Source organism: Huijunlia imazamoxiresistens (assembly GCF_037132455.1).
In the GTDB taxonomy this organism is placed as follows: Bacteria; Bacteroidota; Bacteroidia; order Chitinophagales; family Chitinophagaceae; genus Flavisolibacter; species Flavisolibacter imazamoxiresistens.
This window is the reverse complement of the sequence record NZ_JBBBEI010000009.1, coordinates 112,745-130,577: the sequence shown is the minus strand read 5'-3', so window position 1 is coordinate 130,577 and position 17,833 is coordinate 112,745. Positions and strand designations below refer to the sequence as shown.

Genomic DNA, 17,833 nt, shown 5'->3' with positions numbered 1-17,833 from the left:
ATGGTTGCGTGTTATCTTAAAATGAAGGAAAGATGAACTCTGTTTAAAGTTTAAACATTGAAGCGAAAAACGGTCAGGCAAGGTGGCCCCGGTGCCGGGGGCGCTCCCTATCCCCCCATTAACCTGTTGATTTGTGGCACATACCTGTGGATAACCCCCTGTACAACCCCGAAGAAAACGTGCAGAGAAGAAACAAACGTTCCCCGGCACGGGCGCATCATGGCCTGCAGGTGAAATGGTCCACAGTTATCCCACACTTATTCACAACTAAATTTTTTGCATTTGAAAAACGGGTTATTCGAAGGGGGATATCCACGTATCTGTGCATAAAGGCGCCGCTTTGCCGGTACTCAGTACCCGGGCGGGTACAAATACGGGGATTTCGTGTGGATAAGTGCCCTTGGCTTTCAAAGGACAACCCCAAACGGATTTTTTTCCACCTATTCACAGCCGTAATAGTAATAGGGTATTTTACAATAACTAAAATACAAATACTTATTATTAATATCCCTGTGGGTAACGCGCAGGCCGGCCGTTTTGAGGCTCGGGCAAGCAGGCCGCCCCGGAAAAAAACAGGCCCCCCCGTTGTAACGGGGAGGCCTGTTCACCTTTCATTTTCCTTCACCTTAAAAACTACCATTTTCTGTCTTTGTCGTACCGGTTGTCGTACCGGTCATTGTCTTTATCCCAGCGGCCGTTGTTATCGCGGTCGTCGCGGCGGCTGTCTTTGCGATAAGCTTTGTTACGGTCGTTGTAGTAGCGCTGGTCCACTTCCCGGATCTGGCGGTCGCGTTGCTGCTCCAGGTTGCGCACCTGCCGGTCTTTGTCCGAGGAACGCAGCCGGCGGCTTTCCCGTACTTCTTTGATCTTGTAGGCATATTCTCTGCGGATGCGGCTGATCTGATCGTCGCGTTCCCGCTCGGTAAACGAATACACAGGGGCGGCGGCGGTGGTAACTGTTGTAGAAACAGGAGCAACAGCAGGAGCGGCAGCGAATACGGAGGTCAGCGTTCCCAGGGTCAGTACCAGTGCGAATATTTTTTTCATGATTCAGTGGTTTTTATTGTTCTGTAATCTTTGTTACGGATATAAGAACCACCGAAGAGCTGAATGTTTAAGCGCTGATGGTTAATTAAGGTGAAGGTTTGGAGCAGCCGCCATTAGCGTTGATTAACAGCCTCGTCCCTCTTTGTCTCCGGCATTGTGTTTGCCGCCTATCGGTACATCTGGAAACCAGAAGGTGGTTCCTCAGGAATGATATTGGAGGCGGGCTGCCTGCCGGGCAGGAGCAACCGCCGGGGATAAAGCCCTTCGTTAACCGAAACCATAAAAACGAAGCACCGTGCGTTTCATTCAATCCTACACCCGTACCCATGAGTATAAGTTTTTGCCGGCCTACTGCCGCTACCTGCTCGAGCAGCGCCTGGATGCCTTTAGCCGGCAGCAGCTGGTGCTGGCCCGTGAGGCGGGCCTGCCGGCGCTCCGCCTGCTAACCCGCCTCAGCGACGAGCAACTGGTGGAACTGACGAAGACCAGCATGCGGGAATATTTGGAAATGCTGTCCCGGGACCAGGCTACGGAGCTCATTGCCCTCTCGCTGGAGCGGTGGAAGGCCGACCAGCTGGAGATCATCGGCAAGTTCGACCTGGTAGCCGAAGACATCTACCTGCTCAATTACATCCGGGGCCGGGCCTTCCACCTCTTCATTCCCGAATTCACGACAGACCTGGCCACCGCCCTGGACCTGGTGGATGAACTGGACAGCTTTTTAACCGGCAGCACCACGGCGGCCGCCAATACCTACATCCAGTTGCTGAAGGACCATATTGCCCGGAACGAGGCCGAGCTGCTGGAAGCCCAGCAAATTGCCCATATGGGCAGCTTTGAGCTGGACCTGCGGACCGGCAAATCGCGGAACTCCCCGGAGATCTACCGGATCTACGAAATAGAGCCCGGCCTGGGCATGGACAACTTCATGAAATTCGTCCATGCCCAGGACCGGGAAAAAGTGGAGCAGTCGATGGCCGGCGCCCTGGAAACGGGGGCCTACGAATCGGAATTCCGCTTTATAAAGGATGGGAAGGTGAAATACATCTGGTCGCAGGGCATTGCTGTTTACGAGGACGGCAGGCCGGTCACCATCCGGGGCACGATCCAGGACATTACGCCGCGAAAAAAGGCCGAGCTGGAGCTGCTGGAAAAAACGCTGGCCCTGGAACGCTCCAACGAAAGCCTGGAACAGTTTGCCTTCGTGGCCAGCCACGACCTCAAGGAGCCGCTGCGCAAGATCGCCACCTTTACCGATATGGTGCTGGTGCGGGAAGCGGGCCTGTCCGAGGCTTCCCGCCGGCTGCTGGAAAAAGCCCACCAGGCGGCCGTACAGAACGGGCGCATGATCGACGACATCCTGGCCTACTCTACCCTGATCCAATGGGAGGAACGGCAACGCACGCCCCTTACAGACATCATCCGGGAAGTGCTGGAGGTGCTGGAACTGGCGGTCGAGGAAAAAAAAGCAACGATCTCCTTTGATGACCTCCCTGCCGCCCGGGTGGTGCCGGCACAGTTTCGCAAGCTGTTCCAGAATTTGCTGGCGAACGCCCTGAAGTTTTCCCGGCCGGAGGTGCCGCCCCGTATTTCCATTACCCACAGCTGGCTCACGAGCGGGGAGGTAAAGCTGCATTCCCTGCCGCCGGCCGACCGGTACCTGCAGCTCTGTGTGGCCGACAACGGCATCGGCTTTCATCCCGAAGCCGGCGAAAAGATCTTTGGCCTGTTCAGCCGCCTGCACAGCAAGAAAGAATACGAGGGCAGCGGCCTGGGCCTGGCCATTGCCAAAAGGATCGTGCACAACCATTCGGGGATGATCCTGGCCAGGTCCCGTGAAGGCGAAGGCGCCACTTTCACCATCATCCTGCCCCAGTAGCCGCATGCACGGCTTACCGGGGCATTTTGACGCCTTTAATTGCTGACCACCACATCCTTCCGGCGGGCCTCCGGCGTCACCTTCAGGCTCACTACTTTGCCGTCTTTAATGCTGGCTTCTATGGTGGTGTTGTAAGGCGCATGCAGCTTTACGTCGGCGTTCCAGTCTTTCGGCCAGGCGGGCATCAGGTAGATCTTCCGGCCATTGGTCTGCAGCATCATTTCCTGCAGGGCAATGATGCCGCTGCCGCCCCAGTTATGATCCGGCGCCCAGTCCAGGCCGGGCCCCCAGAACGTAGGGAAGCGGAAGGGTGCGTTGCCCAGCTTCCGGATGGTGAGCTTTTGGGCTTCGTCGGTCAGGCCCAGGTCGGCGGCATAGATCGGGTCGGGGTGCCAGCTTTCGATGGCGTATTGGCTTTTGCTGTCGGCCCCGAAATGCCAGGTGTCCTGTGCCAGCTGCAGGCCGGGCTTGCCGACGCCGTACATATGATAGGGAAATACCGGGTAGAGCTGGGGAAATTCGGTATTGACCACCTTGCCATCCCAGGCCTGCGCCGGTGCAATGACGGTATGCCCGTTCAGCTCGCGGGTGCTTATTTGGGGCAGCCGGTCCAGCAACCCCTTCCAGTAAGCCCGCTGCGCGGCCGTACCGTAGCGGCCAGGAAGCTCCATCAGCCCGTTCAGCACGCTTTCCAGGCCGGCGATGGTGCTGGTGGCATTGGTGGCGTACTTATAGGTTTCCAGGGCCGTACCGGGGTACAGGATCAGCTTGCCATGGGCATCCAGGGGGTAGCCGTTCAGCTTTTTCGACCAGTATTGGTAGTGCTCGTCAAAAAAACGAACGCTTTCCTCGATAAAAGTCAGGTAGGGGCTGATGTCGGCGCCGCTGTATTGCTGGTAATCCAGCACCATTTTGGCAAACTCCAGCTGCCCGTCGTAATGATCCATCACCCAGGGGTTGGTCAAAAAACCGTAATCCACAAACTTCATCACCTCCCCCTTCTGGTTTTTCAGCACGCGGGTACTGGACGAATCGGACCGCGGCTGCAGCGGGCGACCGCCCCACAGGCGTTCATAAGGGTGGCCTCCCGGCAGGCCGGAATTTTCGAGCTGCTCGGTAAACGATGCGCCGCCGTGGCCCCAGTAGGTTTTCGTGCGGAGGAGGGCATTGCCCAGCGCCCGCCGGTAAAATTCGAATTGCGGCTTCATCAGGCTGAAGTCGCCGCTTTTCAGCATCGGCCAGTACACCAGGCGCTGGTTTTGGGCGGTAAAGATGCTGCCGCCCCAACGACGGAAATCGGGCGTCGCCTTGTTCTTGTAATCGCCTTTGACGAAGTCCGGATCAAACGTAAACAGGCCGCCGTTGAACTTGGTGGGCCACTCGCCGAAGGCGTTGCCGGCCAGCTGGTAGCGGAAAACATTGTAATTGCGGCCCACCTCCCAGCCTTTGTCATTCGCCGGGTCCTGCTTATCGGTATTGATGTAGATATGGCTGCGATCCCAGTACTGCGCCCACCAGGCCTCGTTCTTTGCCCATTTGACACTGCTCCCTGCAGACCGTGCCACGGCCGCCTGCAGGCCCTTCTGCCACTGGGCAGGCGTGCCCTGCGCCGTGTGCAGCACCACCTCCAGGTTGATCTTTTGGGCCGGTGCCACGCTTTCGTATACCCATCCCCGGTAGCGGGTGGCCACGTAAACACTGTCCATGGTGCCGGTAAACTTCAGGCTGCCGGCCACCAGCTCACCGCCGAAGACGAGGTCTTTCATCGGGTTCCAGAGCTGGTGTTTCACTTTTCCCAGGTGTTGCTGCACGGCTTCGCGGTCGGTGACCGTTTCCCCGTTACGGTTCTGATGGTACCATACCAGTGCATGGGCCTGCGGGCGGATCGTGTCTTTGCGGGTGTATACCGCAAGTTTATCGGGCGGCACGTTGCTGTAGCTCCAGGCCTGGTGCCGCTCCTCCACCGACAGTTGGCGGTCTTCCGTGCGCCAGCTTTCAAAGATGGCTTTGGCACGCAGCTTTTGGTCGCTGCTTACCTCCACATGAATAACGGGCTGGAACACTTCCACCCATAGCTTTATGCGTGTATTGTTGTCGCCTTTGATTTCGATATGTCCCTGCTTCAGTTTCAATTCCTGGCGGAAGGAGCTTTTAAAGGGGTTGGGCGACAGCTGCAGCCGTACGCGGCCCAATTTCAGCATCGACCCGTTTTCGTCATAGGTGCCGCTGCGGCCGATATAGAACAGGAGGTCATTATTTTCCACCCAGACGTTGCAGCCGATATCGCCGCCGCCCAGCGGCATGGATTCCGACGAGTTCCGGCTCTGGGTGGTCCAGGCGATGTCGTATTGCGAGATGTCTTGCGCCGTAACAATAGGGGTGCAGGCGATGAACGCCAAAGCACTAAGGAGTAATTTTCTCATGGACAGGTACAATTGCCGGCGGAAATTAGCGCTTATCCGGATCATTTAATTGTTAATCAACGCTAAAAAAACAAACCCTCCCCGCTGGAGCGGGAAGGGCCTGTTCACCTTTCATTTTCCTTCACCTTAAAAACTACCATTTTCTGTCTTTGTCATACCGGTTGTCGTACCGGTCATTGTCTTTATCCCAGCGGCCGTTGTTGTCGCGGTCGTCGCGGCGGCTGTCTTTGCGATACGCTTTGTTACGGTCGTTGTAGTAGCGCTGGTTCACTTCCCGGATCTGGCGGTCGCGTTGCTGCTCCAGGTTGCGCACCTGCCGGTCTTTGTCCGAGGAACGCAGCCGGCGGCTTTCCCGTACTTCTTTGATCTTGTAGGCATATTCTCTGCGGATGCGGCTGATCTGATCGTCGCGTTCCCGCTCGGTAAACGAATACACAGGGGCGGCGGCGGTGGTAACTGTTGTAGAAACAGGAGCAACAGCAGGAGCGGCAGCGAATACGGAGGTCAGCGTTCCCAGGGTCAGTACCAGTGCGAATATTTTTTTCATGATTCAGTGGTTTTTATTGTTCTGTAATCTTTGTTACGGATATAAGAACCACCGAAGAGCTGAATGTTTAAGCGCTGATGGTTAATTAAGGTGAATGTCTTTATTAGTGTTTTTTAACGAAGGGCAAATGTGTTCGTTTATCCCGGATTCAATTTGGTTGTTTGTATATGTTTTTGAAAAGTCATTATAAATAGTGGGTTTCAAAGCGTCTTTTGATTTGTAAATTTCCTTCGGGTACCGAAGCTTCTGTTTGTACTTTTTTTCTTGAAAAAAAAGTACCAAAAAATTCAATCCGGGCCTCTCGCCTCAGGCGAGACTGGCCCGGCGGGCCCACGCACAAAGGGGGCACAGCGAGTGTTTGTCTCGCATATTCATTGTTCTTCGAAGAGTTCGGCGTGCTATGCGCCAAGCGTGAAGGCGCTGCATTTAGCCTTGCCCTTCATTAAACCAGCAAGAAACGTTAGGTCCGGCTAAATGAGGCGCGTGACCCTCAAGATCATAACGGCTTGTACATTCTTTTAATGCACAGGCATGGGCGCTGCCCATGTAATCTGGCTTTATGTATTTTCTACCAACAGGTTTGGGCGCTGCCCAAATGATCGTGTTTTTACCCGTTATATTCCTTTGGAAGCGAAATTTATAAGAAACTACAGCAATAATTTTCACCCTGGTAGCATTCGTTTGGGCAGCGCCCAAACCTATTGGTAGAAAATATATGCAATAGAAAAGCATGGGCAGCGCCCATGCCTGTGCAGTAGAAGAACGCACGAGCCTTTGAAAACTTAAGGGTCACGCGCCTCATTTAGCCGGACCTAACGTTTCTTGCTGGTTTAATGAAGGGCAAGGCTAAATGCAGCGCCTTCACGCTTGGCGCATAGCACGCCGAACTCTTCGAAGAACAATGAATATGCGAGACAAACACTCGCTGTGCCCCCTTTGTGCGTGGGCCCGCCGGGCCAGTCTCGCCTGAGGCGAGAGGCCCGGATTGAATTTTTTGGTACTTTTTTTTCAAGAAAAAAAGTACAAACAGAAGCTTCGGTACCCGAAGGAAATTTACAAATCAAAAGACGCTTTGAAACCCACTATTCATAATGACTTTTCAAAAACATATACAAACAAAAAAAAACAGGGAATTCCAAGCTTGAACGGCCGGAACTCCCTGCAGAAGGTTCAATGGGCATTGACCTTGTTTTATACGCCGCTGAAGGCGCTGAATCCCCCGTCGATGGGAAGGACCGCACCGGTAATAAAGCTTGCCGCCTCCGAACAGAGGAATTGCACCGCTCCATTCAGCTCGCTGATATCGCCAAAGCGCTTCATCGGGGTTTTGGCGATCACCTTCACGCTGCGCTCCGTCAGCGAACCATCGGGATTGACCAGGACCGCACGGTTCTGGTCGCCGATAAAGAAGCCGGGGGCAATGGCATTGACGCGGATCTGGTCGCCGAATTTCAGGGCCACCTCGCTGGCCAGCCACTGCGTAAAATTGGTGATGCCCGACTTTGCAAGGGAATAACCCGGCACACGGGTAATGGCCGAATACACCGCCATCGACGACACGTTGATGATGCTGCCGGAGCCCTGCTCCGCCATCACCTTGCCGAACACGAGGCTGGGGTAGACCGTACCGTTAATGTTCAACTGGGTCACCTTTTCCCAGTCGGACTGCTGCATGTCGAAAAATGTTTTTTCCACCGGAAGAGTGGCGCCAGGCAGGTTGCCGCCGGCGATGTTGAGCAGGATATCGATGCGGCCCCAGGCCCGGAGCACTTCCTGCGCCACCTTCTCGAGGCTTTCCACGTCGAGCACGTTGCCTACGACGCCGAGCACGTCGCCGTCCAGGGCTTTGAGTTCTTCGACGATCTTGTCGGTTTGTTCCTGGCGGATGTCCAGGGCCACCACTTTGGCGCCCGCCTGTACAAAGCTTTTGGCAATGCTGCCGCCCAGCACGCCGCCGGCGCCGGTGATGATGGCTACTTTTCCTTCGATGCTAAACAGGGAGTTCATGTTGTGGGGAGGTGGTTTTTTTCGTTTGTTGTTGGCGTTCGTTTTGTGCCGCTGCGATCAGGCCCGACACCTGGCCCAGGGCAAACATGCGGCCCAGGAAGGAGTAGCCGGGGTTGTGCGCTTTCTGCACGTCATCGAGCATCAGCTTTCCATGATCTACCCGCATAGGCAAGCCGGGATTTTCTTTTTCGAAAATGCGGATCACTTCCAGCAGCTGTCCCCTGCCCTCGAGGTGGGAGGCTTCGATGAAGTTGCCGTTGGGTTCCACCGCGGTGCTGCGCAAATGGACGAAATGGGTGCGGGACGCAAACCTCTTGGCCAGCGCCGGCACGTCGTTGTGCAGGCCGGTGCTCAGCGAGCCGGTACAGAAGGTCAGCCCGTTGTGCGGGTTGTCCACGGCCCGGAGGATCCATTCGATGTCTTCCCCGCCCGTAACGATGCGGGGCAGGCCCAGCACCGGGAAGGGAGGATCGTCGGGGTGTACGCAAAGGTTGATGCCGCACTCTTCGGCCACGGGCACCACCCGCTCAAGGAAGTACTGCATGTTGGCCCGCAGCCCGGCCTTGTCGATGCCGGAATACAGCGACAACAATTTATTGAACAGGCTGACCGGGTCGGGGGTATCGGCGCTGAAGTTGCCGCTGACAAAGCCCTGGGTCTTGATGATGATGGTGTACACCAGGTCGTCCTTTTCCTGTTGGGTGATGGTTTTGTCCAGGGCATATACCTGTTGCAGTTCCTCTTCGGTATAGTCCGCTGAGGCGCCCGGGCGCTTCAGGATAAAGCAGTCGAAATAGGCAAAGCGGATCTTGTCGAAATAGAGGGTGTAGGTGCCGTCCGCCAGTTGGTAGTTGAGTTCGGTACGGATCCAGTCGATCACCGGCATGAAGTTGTAGCAGACCGTTTTGATGCCGGCCTGGGCCAGGTGGCGGAGGCTTTGCTGGTAGTTGGAAATAAGCTGGTCGCGGTCGGCGCCGCCGTATTTGATGCTTTCCGAGACCGGCAGGCTTTCCACCACCGACCATCGAAGGCCAAAGCTTTTGATATAGTCGGCTAGTTCCTGTATGGTTTCATACGGCCAGACGCTGCCGTTCGGCGCCTCGTACAGGGAGGTCACGATCCCTTCCACGCCGATCTGTCGCAGCATGTCCAGGGTGATGTTGTCTTTGCGGCCAAACCACCGCCATGTTTTTTCCATTGATGGGTATGTTTTGAATAAGCTGCAAGTTCCAGAAAGAATTTCATTGGTGCAAACGTTTGCACAAAAAATTTTTTCCGCTAGGGCCTCTAATTAAAGTATAAACCTGTCCGATTAGGAGTGACCCGGGGCTCGGTACGTCGGTATATGGCTTCATTTTGTGCAAACATTTGCCTTTTCCCTTTTTCATATCGGCAGAATGCCGTTGCTTTACAGGCGGAAAGCCGGGAAAGCCGGTCCAAGGCATCTATGCAGGAGAAAGAAATCACTATCAGCGATATTGCGGCACAGCTGGGCCTGTCCGAGGCCACCGTCAGCCGGGCGCTGGCCGACCACCCCCGGATCAGCAAAAAAACCAAGAAGAGGATCACGGACCTGGCGGACGCCCTGGGCTACCGCCCCAACCGCTTTGCCCGCAGCCTGCGGGAGCAGCGCACCCACACCATCGGCGTGGTGGTGCCCCGCCTGAACAGCCACTTTATGTCGGCCGTGATCGCCGGCATGGAGGATATGGCCCAACGCAAGGGCTACAACCTGCTCATCAGCCAGTCCTCCGAAAATCCCGAATTGGAGCGGCAAAGCCTCCGCACCATGTACAACAGCCGGGTGGACGGCCTGCTGGTGTCGGTGGTATATAAAACCGAGAGCACCGACCATTTTGACCTGTTTTTCAAAAAGAACATACCCGTCATCTTTTTCGACCGTACGGTGGAAGGGCATAAGGGGCTGAGCGTGGTCATCGACAACCGCAAAGCGGCCTATGAGGCCACCTGCCATTTGATCCAGCAGGGCTGCCGCGAACTCGTGCACATTACGGCGGACAGCCCCGTCAACGTATACCGGGAGCGGACCGAAGGCTTTCAACAGGCGCTGGCCGACCACCACCTGGCGGTAGATGCGCAGCAGGTGCTCCTGACCGACCTGAGTTTTGAAGCGGGCGAGCGGGCCGCCGCCGCCCTGCTCGAACGGCCCCGCCGGCCGGACGGCGTATTCGTGGCCAACGACAGTTGTGCTGCGGGCTGCATCGTTGCCCTGAAGAAAAAAGGGCTTTCCATACCGGGTGACATGGCGTTCGTGGGCTTCAACAACGATATCGTGGCCCGGGTGCTGGAGCCCAACCTGACGACCATCAACTACCCGGGTTATGAAATGGGCGCCGCCGCCGTCACGCAACTAATCCTGCTGCTGGAAGGTGCCTCCACCCTGCAAATGACCGACCGGGTCACCCTCCGCTCCGACCTGGTCATCCGCGATTCTTCCCGGCGCCCGAAGGCGCAGGAATAAGGACCGCCTGCCCGCCAAAAAGCCCCGGTTTCGTTTGATCGAGACCGGGGCTTTTTTTTCGGTAACCCGTCGCTGACACCCGGCAGCCGGTTAATAGCTCCCCTTTTGCTGTTGATTTGGGGCAGTAAGCTGTGGATAACCGGCCGTAAAACCCCGGGGGCTTCGTGTACGAAATGAACGAAAGTTCCCGGCCAACGGATTTTTCTTGCCGGGTGGTGGAATCATCCACAGTTATCCCACCGGTATTCACAACTTAATATTTTGAATTTGAAAAACGGGTTATCCCGGCCCGGATATCCACATTTATGTGGAAAAGCGCCCTGCATTCCTGACCTGCATTTTCCGAACGGTGAAATAATGGGGATTCTGTGTGGATAAGTGTGATTTGTTTACAACCGCCAACAGGCGGCGGATTTTTTTCCACCAATTCACAGCCGTAATAATAGTAGGGTATTTTACATAATCTAAAATACAATTAGTTATTACTAATAGGGGTGTGGGTAACTGTGGATATCCCGGCCGGCGGGAGCAACCACTGCCGGCCCTCAAAGCAAAAAGCCCGGAAACAAGCCGTTTCCGGGCTTCCGGAGCCCCTGGAAGTATGTTTCCAGGGAAGCGGAAGAAAAGCGGGTAAACCGCCTTAAAATCCATTCAGGTGGCATCCGGAACCCCAAGGGCTATCGCCAGGAATCTTTTCCGGACACAGGGCGCAGCCCTGTGCAAGGATATTAGGGACCGCCGGGCCTGAAAAACGACAAACCCTGCCCGGTAAGGGAGGAAAGCTCCATTACCGGACAGGGTTCGAAAAATGCGGTTCATTTGCCGGAGCAGGCGCCTACTTCAACACCACTCCCCTGTTCGCCGGGACTACCTTATTGATATTCCCCTTTTTATCGAACGTCAGTTCGTCGATGCAGATCTCCCGCAGCAGTTCCTTTGCCTGGGCATCGGGACGGGAGATGCGGTGATAAACGATGTAGTACCTGCCGTTGCGCTGCAGCATCGTGTGGTGTCCCGGGCCGATAACCTTCCGGGAAAGGTCGGAGGTCAGCACCGGGCTGTTCTTTCCTTCCTTCCACGGCCCTTTGGGCGAAGCCGAAGTAGCATACCGCACCTTATAGGAAGCATTGGTGCAGGTATCGTCCGAATACATCAGGTAATAGGTGCCGTTGCGTTGGAGCATATACGGTCCCTCGAAATAGTTCGGCGGGGTAATGTCCTCGGGTGGGCTTACAAAGGCATCCATGGCCTTATTGAGCTCGCCGAAATAACAGCGCCCGTTCGTCCAGTTCAGGCCCGAGCCCCAGTACAAATAGGTTTTTCCATTGTTGTCCACGAAGGCTTCGGCATCGATGGTATGGACGCCGATGGCCTTTTGCGTGGGGATAAACGGGCTGCCGTCGGCCTTTACGTTCCGCCACGGGCCTTCGGGGTGGTCGCTGATGCCGGCATAAACCTCGCTGCCCACCGATACGAACATATGGTATTTGTTGTCGTGCCCGTAGGTGACGCTGGGCGCCCACACCTTGCTGTCATTGGAGGTGGGGCTCTGGCATTGCTGCTTCGTGGGCCAGTTCAGGGGCTTGCGGGTCCATTGCTGCAGGTCGTCCGACACCCAGAGGGCCAGGCTGTCGCCGCCCCAGGGGTCGATGGTGGCATAGAGGTAGTATTTATTGTTCGCCGCCAGTATCGAGGGGTCGGCAAAGTACCCGGGCACGAGCGGGCGGCCCGGAGGAGTGGACGCCGGCCCCTCCTGCTGCGCTGCCGCCACCGGTGCAAACGTTACCGTTTTGCCGGTGCCGTTCCGCAACGACAGGGTCACCGTGTTGCCGTCGGCGGAATAGCTTATTTTCTTTACCGGCGCCAGGTCTTTATCGCTCCAGCGTTCGCCCGATTTTTTCCAGAGCATCAGCGTTACGTAAGTGGTTGGCTGCATGCCCGGCGCAAAGCTGTCCTTTACGTTGATCACGGCGCTTTCGGCGCTGGCCGGGTGCACGCCTTTGGTAGAAAAGGTTTCTATCCCCTTCCAGCCTTCCAGCGGCACCAATGCCAGCTGGTAAACGCCGTTGTCGATGATCTGCGCTTCGATGCCGTTTACCTTCCGGGTCGATTTCCGGATGGGGCTTTTCAGCTTCGGCAGGGCGTAGTGGCCGAGGCGCACCTCCACCGGGCCGGTGCTGGCATTGCGGTCGACCCGCAGGATGCCGTCGGGCAGGGGAATGTCGGCCAGCTGCATCCGGATGTTGGCGTCCGTCGCCAGCACCGCGTCGCGGTAGTAGACGCCGTCCTCGTATTTTGAAAAAGTGTATTGGCGCAGGGGCTCCCACTGGTCCTTTTTGTTTTTAAAGATATAGTTCATGGCTACCACGCCTTCCACGCTGTCCGCCTGCCAGGGAAAGGCGCTGTTGTAGGAAAGGCGGTTGTAGTTTTCCGTGCCCTGGTACACGCCTATGTTCTTGCTGAAACACCAGGCCCTGATCTCGGAGGCGCCGATATTGGGATAGTCCGTGATCAGCAGGTTGGACTTTTGGGTGTACTTGTTCGATACCGTGCCTTTTTTCAGTTCGCCGGTCCAGGCGCCTTCGTTTTCGGTGGCGGTCCAGAAGGGGCTGTCGGCCGGCACCAGCAGGCCCAAAAAAAGTTTTCCCAGCCAGTACACGCTTCCCCGGCAGCTGTAGGTTTGCACGGCCGGCTCAAAGGCGCCGTAAAAGCCCAGGGTAGGAATGCTGTCTTCCATAAAATCGGGATTTTGCAGGAACTGCAGCATGGTGCCCGAGGCGATGCGGCGCATCCAGCCGTAATTGATCGACGGGTCGGCGGAAAGTCCCATGAGGGGGAACGGCACCGCCGCACCCATGCGGTAGGGCATGCTTCGCCCCCACATGATCATTTCTCCCTTGCGGGAAAACAGGTAGGGGTAGTTATCCTGTAAATCCTTAAAATTCTTTTCGAGTTGGGCCGCATAGTCGGGATAGTACTTTTTGCCAAAATATTCCGACCAGATCTTCCCGTACATCTGGAAGGCCCACATGCTGTAATAGTCGTAGTAAGGACTGTCGTTGTACCAGCCCTGCCCGTCGTACTGGGCCAGTGATTGCTGTACCAGTTGCTGCAACAGGCCTTCGTTCACGGTATATCCCTGGCTTTTATAAAAGCTGAGGATGAGGATATTGAAATAGCGCCAGTTCATGCCGATGGTGGGGCCGTCGCCATAGCTCAGCATGGTTTTGGCCAGGGCCTCTTTCACGGAGGGGGCGAGCGGTTCCCAGAAAATTTCCGGGGAGGTCAGCAGGGAGGCGGCCAGGCCGCCGAACTCCACCAGCTTCTGGCTCGGGCCGCCGTTGGCCGGCCGCGGCTCGATATAGGTATCGCTCTGGGGCTGCAGCATCCTTTCGATCTGGCGCCGGTAGTAATCCCCTACCCTGATGCCGTTGACGACCAGGCCCGGGTTCTCCTTCAGCAGGGGGCCGGCGATAAACATCGTGCGGCACAACCCTTCCATCTTTTCGGTGGCATTGGGCTTTTCGTCCCGCGGATAGCTTTTACCCGGCTGTTTGGGGAACTTCATCGGGTCGTCCAGGGAATGGATATAACTAAAGGCCCCCTGCAGCAGGTACAGGGCGGCGTCTTTCCAGTGCTGCCGCGTCATGCCGGTCTGCGGGCTCAGCTTATAGTCGGGGTTGCTGATGGTGAACACCGTTTTGCCCTTAAGGGGAAGGGTGGTTGTGCCCGCCGGGACAGAGGTTGCGGGCGCCGGTGCCTGTGCCTGCGCCAGTCCGCTGGCCAGCAGGAAAGAAAAAGAATAAAGCACTTTCATGCAATCGTTCATGCTGCTTAAAGTTTACGAGTGTACAAGTTTACGGGTTTACAAGTTCTCCCGGGTTATGGAAAGGGCCGCCGGCCAGGGTTCCCGGGTTCGGGAACCGTTGCCGGCGGCCTTGTTACCGGTGGTCCCGGCAAATTTTTCGTCCTCCGTCAGGAGGGAAAGCTTATTGATCCAGGTAGCGGTACATTTCGCAGGAGGCCAGCAAAAAGGCGCCCACGCCGAAGTTGGCCGTCGAATTTTTGTCCACCACCTGGCCGGGGATGGCCCGCTCTCCTATGGGCTGCACGTAGCCGATCCTGCCGTCGGGCTGCAGGGCCACCTTGGTCAGGTAGTCCCAGCTCTTTTGCACTACCGGCCCATAGGCGTGGGCATCCAGGTAGCCGTTGTTGATGCCCCAGAGGAAGCCGTAGGTAAAGAAGGCGGTACCGCTGGTTTCGGGTCCGGGGGCATGTTCGGGGTCCAGCATGCTGCGGGTCCAGTAGCCTTCCGGGCGCTGCGCTTTTTTGATGGCTTCGGCCATGCCCTTGTATTTTTCGATGTATTCCTGCCGGTGGGCATCGTTATGGGGAAGGTCCTGCAGCACCTTGGCCAGGCCGGCAAACACCCAGCCGTCGCCCCGGGCCCAGAAATCCTTTTTGCCGTTGGCGCTCTGGTGTTTTGTAAAGACATATTTCGCATCGCGGTAGTACAGCTTTTCGGTGCTGTCGTACATGATGCTGTTGGCATAATTGAGGTATTCGTGGAGCTTTTCGAGGTAGAGCGGGTTGCCAGTCACCTTATAGAGCTTCGTCATTACCGGCATCACCATATACAGGCCGTCGGCCCACCACCAGTAATCCTTGCGGGGCGTGCTCATTTCGTATTCCATCACCTCGCGGGCCCGGGCGATCTTTTTGGGGTCCTTGTCCAGGCGGTACAGGTCCACGTAGGTCTGGAAGCAGATCTGCCAGTCGCCGAACAGCACGTAGTCGTCCTTTTCGCCATAGGTGTGTTTCCATTCGGCCTTATTGTCCGACTTGGCGCCCTTCCACTGGTTGTGTTCGGCCCAGCGCTCGGAATACTTTCGAAAGTTTTCGTTTTTGGTGAGGAAGTAAGTTTCCATGTTGCCGGTATGGTAGGCGGCCACGTCCCAGAAGGCCCTTTCGGCGGGCGGCTGTGTGCCCTGCCAGTACCCGTTTACCCGGTTAATGATCTCCAGCGTTGCTGCTTTGGAGGTTCCCATGGCCGTCCGGCTCATTTTCTTCTGGCCGGAGCAGGCGGCCAAAAAAACGGCCACCGCTGCAACAGCGCTTAAACAACGAATTTTCATTTTGTAAGAGGATAATTGCGGGAAGCTTTTCGCAGCTTACCTGCCGGCAAATTAACCCGGGAAAACGGGGTGCTTAGGGTGGTATTTTGTTATTTAGGGGGTCATTTTCGTTATTACGGGATTTTCTCCCGCCTGGCTTTGCGTAAGAAATGCCTGCAGGTCGGAGAACTGCCGGCCGTTTTCCCGCAGGTGCCGGATCGACTGGGCACCGGCGGACTTGGACAATTTATTCCCGTCGGCATCGGTCAGCAGGGGGTGGTGGTAGAACGAAGCCTCCAGGAAGCGGGTTTGCCCCAGCAGGGAGGCCAGGGTGAGCTGGGCCAGCGTGGACGGCCACAGGTCGGCGCCGCGGACAATGAGGTCCACGTCGAAATGCAGGTCGTCCACTACCGAGGTCAGCTGGTAGGCGGGCATGCCGTCTTTTTTCCGCACCACGAAGGCGTGCATGCTATCGGGCAGGCGGTCGGTGGTCACCGAGCCATCGGGGTGCTTTACCCGCAGCGTTTGTTCCGGCGCCGTGTGCAGGCGCCAGCTGGCACCCGGGGTATCCAGCGGGATGCCCTTATGGCGGCAGGTGCCGGGATAGGAGCCGTCGGGGCGGGCGCGCAGGATCTCGGAGCGGGAGCAGGTACAGGCAAAGACGTGTCCGCCGGCGCGCAGCTGCTGGAGGGCGTCGTGGTAGAGCGCCAGGCGGTGCCGTTGGGCAAAGCGGGCGGTGCATTCTTCGGGGTTGCGCGGGCCTTCGTCCCAGCCGATCTGGAGGAACCGGAGCGTGTCAAAGATATCCTGCACGTATTCGGGGCGGGCCCGCTGGGCGTCCATGTCGTCGATGCGCAGCAGCACCCGGGCGCCTGTTTTTTGGGCCAGTTGGGCGGTGGTCAGGAACGAGAGGGCATTGCCCGGGTGCAGGTAGCCACTGGGTGTGGGAGCGATCCTTGTTTTGCGGAAGGGGTGCAACGGGTTCATGCGGACGTAAACTTCCATTATTTCCCCGAAACTTTTTTTTCGGCCGTGCAAAGTTTTTGATAAAAGTTTGAAGGAACGCTTTATATTTGCACCCCCTCCGGATCGGTAGTTCAGTCGGTTAGAATGCCGCCCTGTCACGGCGGAGGTCGCGGGTTCGAGTCCCGTCCGGTCCGCAAGAAGCCCTAGAGTAATCTGGGGCTTTTTTGTTTTATAGCTGTCTTGTTCAGACCGGTAGTTCAGTCGGTTAGAATGCCGCCCTGTCATCTCGCCTAGGGCGAGACGGGTTCGAGTCCCGTCCGGTCCGCAAGAAAATAACCCCGCTTTTAGCGGGGTTTCTTGTTTTATTACTCTGGTGCGGGATCAACGGTAGGATCACTTTCCGGACCGGGCCTTGAGAAAGCGGTTCACCTCCAGCCAGTACATAAAAGCATCGAACCAGCGGTTACTCGTCCGGTCGGGATTTCCAAGGCCAAAACCGTGGCCGCCGTTCTGATAGAGGTGAAACTCGACAGGTATGCCCGCTTTGTACCAGGAATCAATGACACCGAACTGACCGCGGAAAAGAAAATCGTCGGTGGCAATTACACTGAACATGGGAGGAGCATTCTTCGGCACCTCCACCGGGCCCATTCCGCCATAAACCGGGCCGATGAAGGCCAGTTTCATGGTCTTTGAGTGGAGGGTTGCATGCATGGTCAAACCGGCGCCGGCCGAGAAGCCGATCATGCCTATTCTGCCTGTATCCACCCCCCACTCTTTGGCGCGCTTGCGGATCATAGCGTAGGCGGCCTCGGCATCCTCTAACTGGTTCGACAGGTCCATCTGTGAAGCACCGGGCGTCGTTGCCGTTTTCGAATTGTCGGAAGAGGCGGCCGGTGCCGGGCGGGGGTTATTCATCCAGGCCTTAAAGTCGTCGAGCGATTCCGGGGTCGGGTGCAGCCGGTACTTGAGCACAAAGGCGGCAATTCCCTTCTCGGCCAGTGCCTTTGCGACGTCCCAGCCCTCGTTGCCCAGCGAAAGCCACCGGAATCCGCCGCCCGGCGCCACGATCACCGCCGTGCCATTGGCCTTGCCCGGTTTCGGGAGAAAGGGGGTGAGGGTGGCCGTGGAGATGTTCCGCGCCATAGGGTCACCCCACTGGCGAAACCAGGTCTCCTTGGCCGGCTGGTTAGCGACACCGCCGGTGCCGAGTAGAATGGCATTCGGCTCGGCAGGGGCTTGGAGCGGGTAGATGGTGCCGTCCTGCGCCCTTGCGGATGCGGCGAAAAAAAGTAAGGCGCCTAAAATGGAAGTTTTCGTCAGGCTTTTAAATGTATACGTCATGAGGATGTGGTTGATAATCTAAAT

At 56.7% G+C, this 17,833-nt stretch carries 11 protein-coding genes and 2 tRNA genes; 4 read left to right on the top strand and 9 right to left on the bottom strand.

Annotated elements, in window-relative coordinates:
• Positions 1 to 633 precede the first annotated feature (633 nt).
• Positions 634 to 1,047 carry a hypothetical protein gene (locus V9K67_RS13125; protein ID WP_336723155.1) on the bottom strand — a complete coding sequence of 138 codons (414 nt, stop codon included), beginning with the start codon at positions 1,045 to 1,047 and terminating at the stop codon, positions 634 to 636.
• A 295-nt stretch (positions 1,048 to 1,342) separates the two neighbouring features.
• On the opposite strand from V9K67_RS13125, the gene V9K67_RS13120 reads away from it, so the two are divergent.
• A complete protein-coding gene (locus V9K67_RS13120; protein ID WP_336723152.1) occupies positions 1,343 to 2,926 on the top strand; it encodes a sensor histidine kinase in 1,584 nt (527 codons plus the stop codon).
• 35 nt (positions 2,927 to 2,961) lie between these two features.
• On the opposite strand, the gene V9K67_RS13115 is transcribed toward V9K67_RS13120, so the two are convergent.
• From V9K67_RS13115 to uxuA, 4 genes are all read right to left on the bottom strand, one after another.
• Positions 2,962 to 5,349: a DUF5703 domain-containing protein gene (locus tag V9K67_RS13115; protein WP_336723150.1), complete on the bottom strand. Its 2,388-nt coding sequence runs from the start codon at positions 5,347 to 5,349 to the stop codon at positions 2,962 to 2,964.
• Positions 5,350 to 5,482: 133 nt separating this feature from the next.
• Positions 5,483 to 5,896, bottom strand: a complete 414-nt coding sequence (locus tag V9K67_RS13110) for a hypothetical protein (RefSeq protein WP_336723149.1) — start codon at positions 5,894 to 5,896, stop codon at positions 5,483 to 5,485.
• 1,191 nt (positions 5,897 to 7,087) lie between these two features.
• Positions 7,088 to 7,903: an SDR family oxidoreductase gene (locus tag V9K67_RS13105; RefSeq protein ID WP_336723148.1), complete on the bottom strand. Its 816-nt coding sequence runs from the start codon at positions 7,901 to 7,903 to the stop codon at positions 7,088 to 7,090.
• The gene (gene uxuA / locus V9K67_RS13100; RefSeq protein ID WP_336723145.1) at positions 7,887 to 9,101 is read right to left on the bottom strand and encodes a mannonate dehydratase; all 1,215 of its coding nucleotides are present in this window, start codon (positions 9,099 to 9,101) and stop codon (positions 7,887 to 7,889) included. Before uxuA ends, V9K67_RS13105 begins: the two co-directional genes overlap by 17 nt.
• Positions 9,102 to 9,350: 249 nt before the next feature.
• Here uxuA and V9K67_RS13095 point away from each other — a divergent pair, with 249 nt between their 5' ends.
• Positions 9,351 to 10,385 carry a LacI family DNA-binding transcriptional regulator gene (locus V9K67_RS13095; protein WP_336723143.1) on the top strand — a complete coding sequence of 345 codons (1,035 nt, stop codon included), beginning with the start codon at positions 9,351 to 9,353 and terminating at the stop codon, positions 10,383 to 10,385.
• A gap of 835 nt (positions 10,386 to 11,220) precedes the next feature.
• Here the strand turns inward: V9K67_RS13095 and V9K67_RS13090 are convergent.
• From V9K67_RS13090 to V9K67_RS13080, 3 genes are all read right to left on the bottom strand, one after another.
• Entirely contained in the window at positions 11,221 to 14,214 is a 2,994-nt protein-coding gene (locus V9K67_RS13090; protein WP_336723141.1) for a DUF2264 domain-containing protein, read from the bottom strand.
• Between the two features lie 160 nt (positions 14,215 to 14,374).
• The gene (locus V9K67_RS13085; protein WP_336723139.1) at positions 14,375 to 15,520 is read right to left on the bottom strand and encodes a glycoside hydrolase family 88/105 protein; all 1,146 of its coding nucleotides are present in this window, start codon (positions 15,518 to 15,520) and stop codon (positions 14,375 to 14,377) included.
• A gap of 93 nt (positions 15,521 to 15,613) precedes the next feature.
• The gene (locus V9K67_RS13080) at positions 15,614 to 16,504 is read right to left on the bottom strand and encodes a glutamate--tRNA ligase family protein (protein WP_336723137.1); all 891 of its coding nucleotides are present in this window, start codon (positions 16,502 to 16,504) and stop codon (positions 15,614 to 15,616) included.
• Between the two features lie 81 nt (positions 16,505 to 16,585).
• Between V9K67_RS13080 and V9K67_RS13075 the strand changes: the two genes are divergently transcribed.
• Positions 16,586 to 16,659, top strand: a tRNA-Asp gene (locus V9K67_RS13075).
• Between the two features lie 53 nt (positions 16,660 to 16,712).
• Positions 16,713 to 16,790 (top strand) — tRNA-OTHER (locus tag V9K67_RS13070).
• 68 nt (positions 16,791 to 16,858) lie between these two features.
• Here the strand turns inward: V9K67_RS13070 and V9K67_RS13065 are convergent.
• On the bottom strand, positions 16,859 to 17,809 hold the full coding sequence (locus V9K67_RS13065; protein WP_336723135.1) for an alpha/beta hydrolase: 951 nt from the start codon (positions 17,807 to 17,809) through the stop codon (positions 16,859 to 16,861).
• Between the last annotated feature and the right edge of the window lie 24 nt (positions 17,810 to 17,833).

What these genes read in the sequence shown, in the direction of transcription:
- V9K67_RS13125 (WP_336723155.1), bottom strand. Translation starts at nt 1,047, where the DNA reads ATGAAAAAAATATTCGCACTGGTACTGACCCTGGGAACGCTGACCTCC.
- V9K67_RS13115 (WP_336723150.1), bottom strand. Translation starts at nt 5,349, where the DNA reads ATGAGAAAATTACTCCTTAGTGCTTTGGCGTTCATCGCCTGCACCCCT.
- V9K67_RS13110 (WP_336723149.1), bottom strand. Translation starts at nt 5,896, where the DNA reads ATGAAAAAAATATTCGCACTGGTACTGACCCTGGGAACGCTGACCTCC.
- V9K67_RS13105 (WP_336723148.1), bottom strand. Translation starts at nt 7,903, where the DNA reads ATGAACTCCCTGTTTAGCATCGAAGGAAAAGTAGCCATCATCACCGGC.
- uxuA (WP_336723145.1), bottom strand. Translation starts at nt 9,101, where the DNA reads ATGGAAAAAACATGGCGGTGGTTTGGCCGCAAAGACAACATCACCCTG.
- V9K67_RS13095 (WP_336723143.1), top strand. Translation starts at nt 9,351, where the DNA reads ATGCAGGAGAAAGAAATCACTATCAGCGATATTGCGGCACAGCTGGGC.
- V9K67_RS13090 (WP_336723141.1), bottom strand. Translation starts at nt 14,214, where the DNA reads ATGAACGATTGCATGAAAGTGCTTTATTCTTTTTCTTTCCTGCTGGCC.
- V9K67_RS13085 (WP_336723139.1), bottom strand. Translation starts at nt 15,520, where the DNA reads ATGAAAATTCGTTGTTTAAGCGCTGTTGCAGCGGTGGCCGTTTTTTTG.
- V9K67_RS13080 (WP_336723137.1), bottom strand. Translation starts at nt 16,504, where the DNA reads ATGGAAGTTTACGTCCGCATGAACCCGTTGCACCCCTTCCGCAAAACA.
- V9K67_RS13065 (WP_336723135.1), bottom strand. Translation starts at nt 17,809, where the DNA reads ATGACGTATACATTTAAAAGCCTGACGAAAACTTCCATTTTAGGCGCC.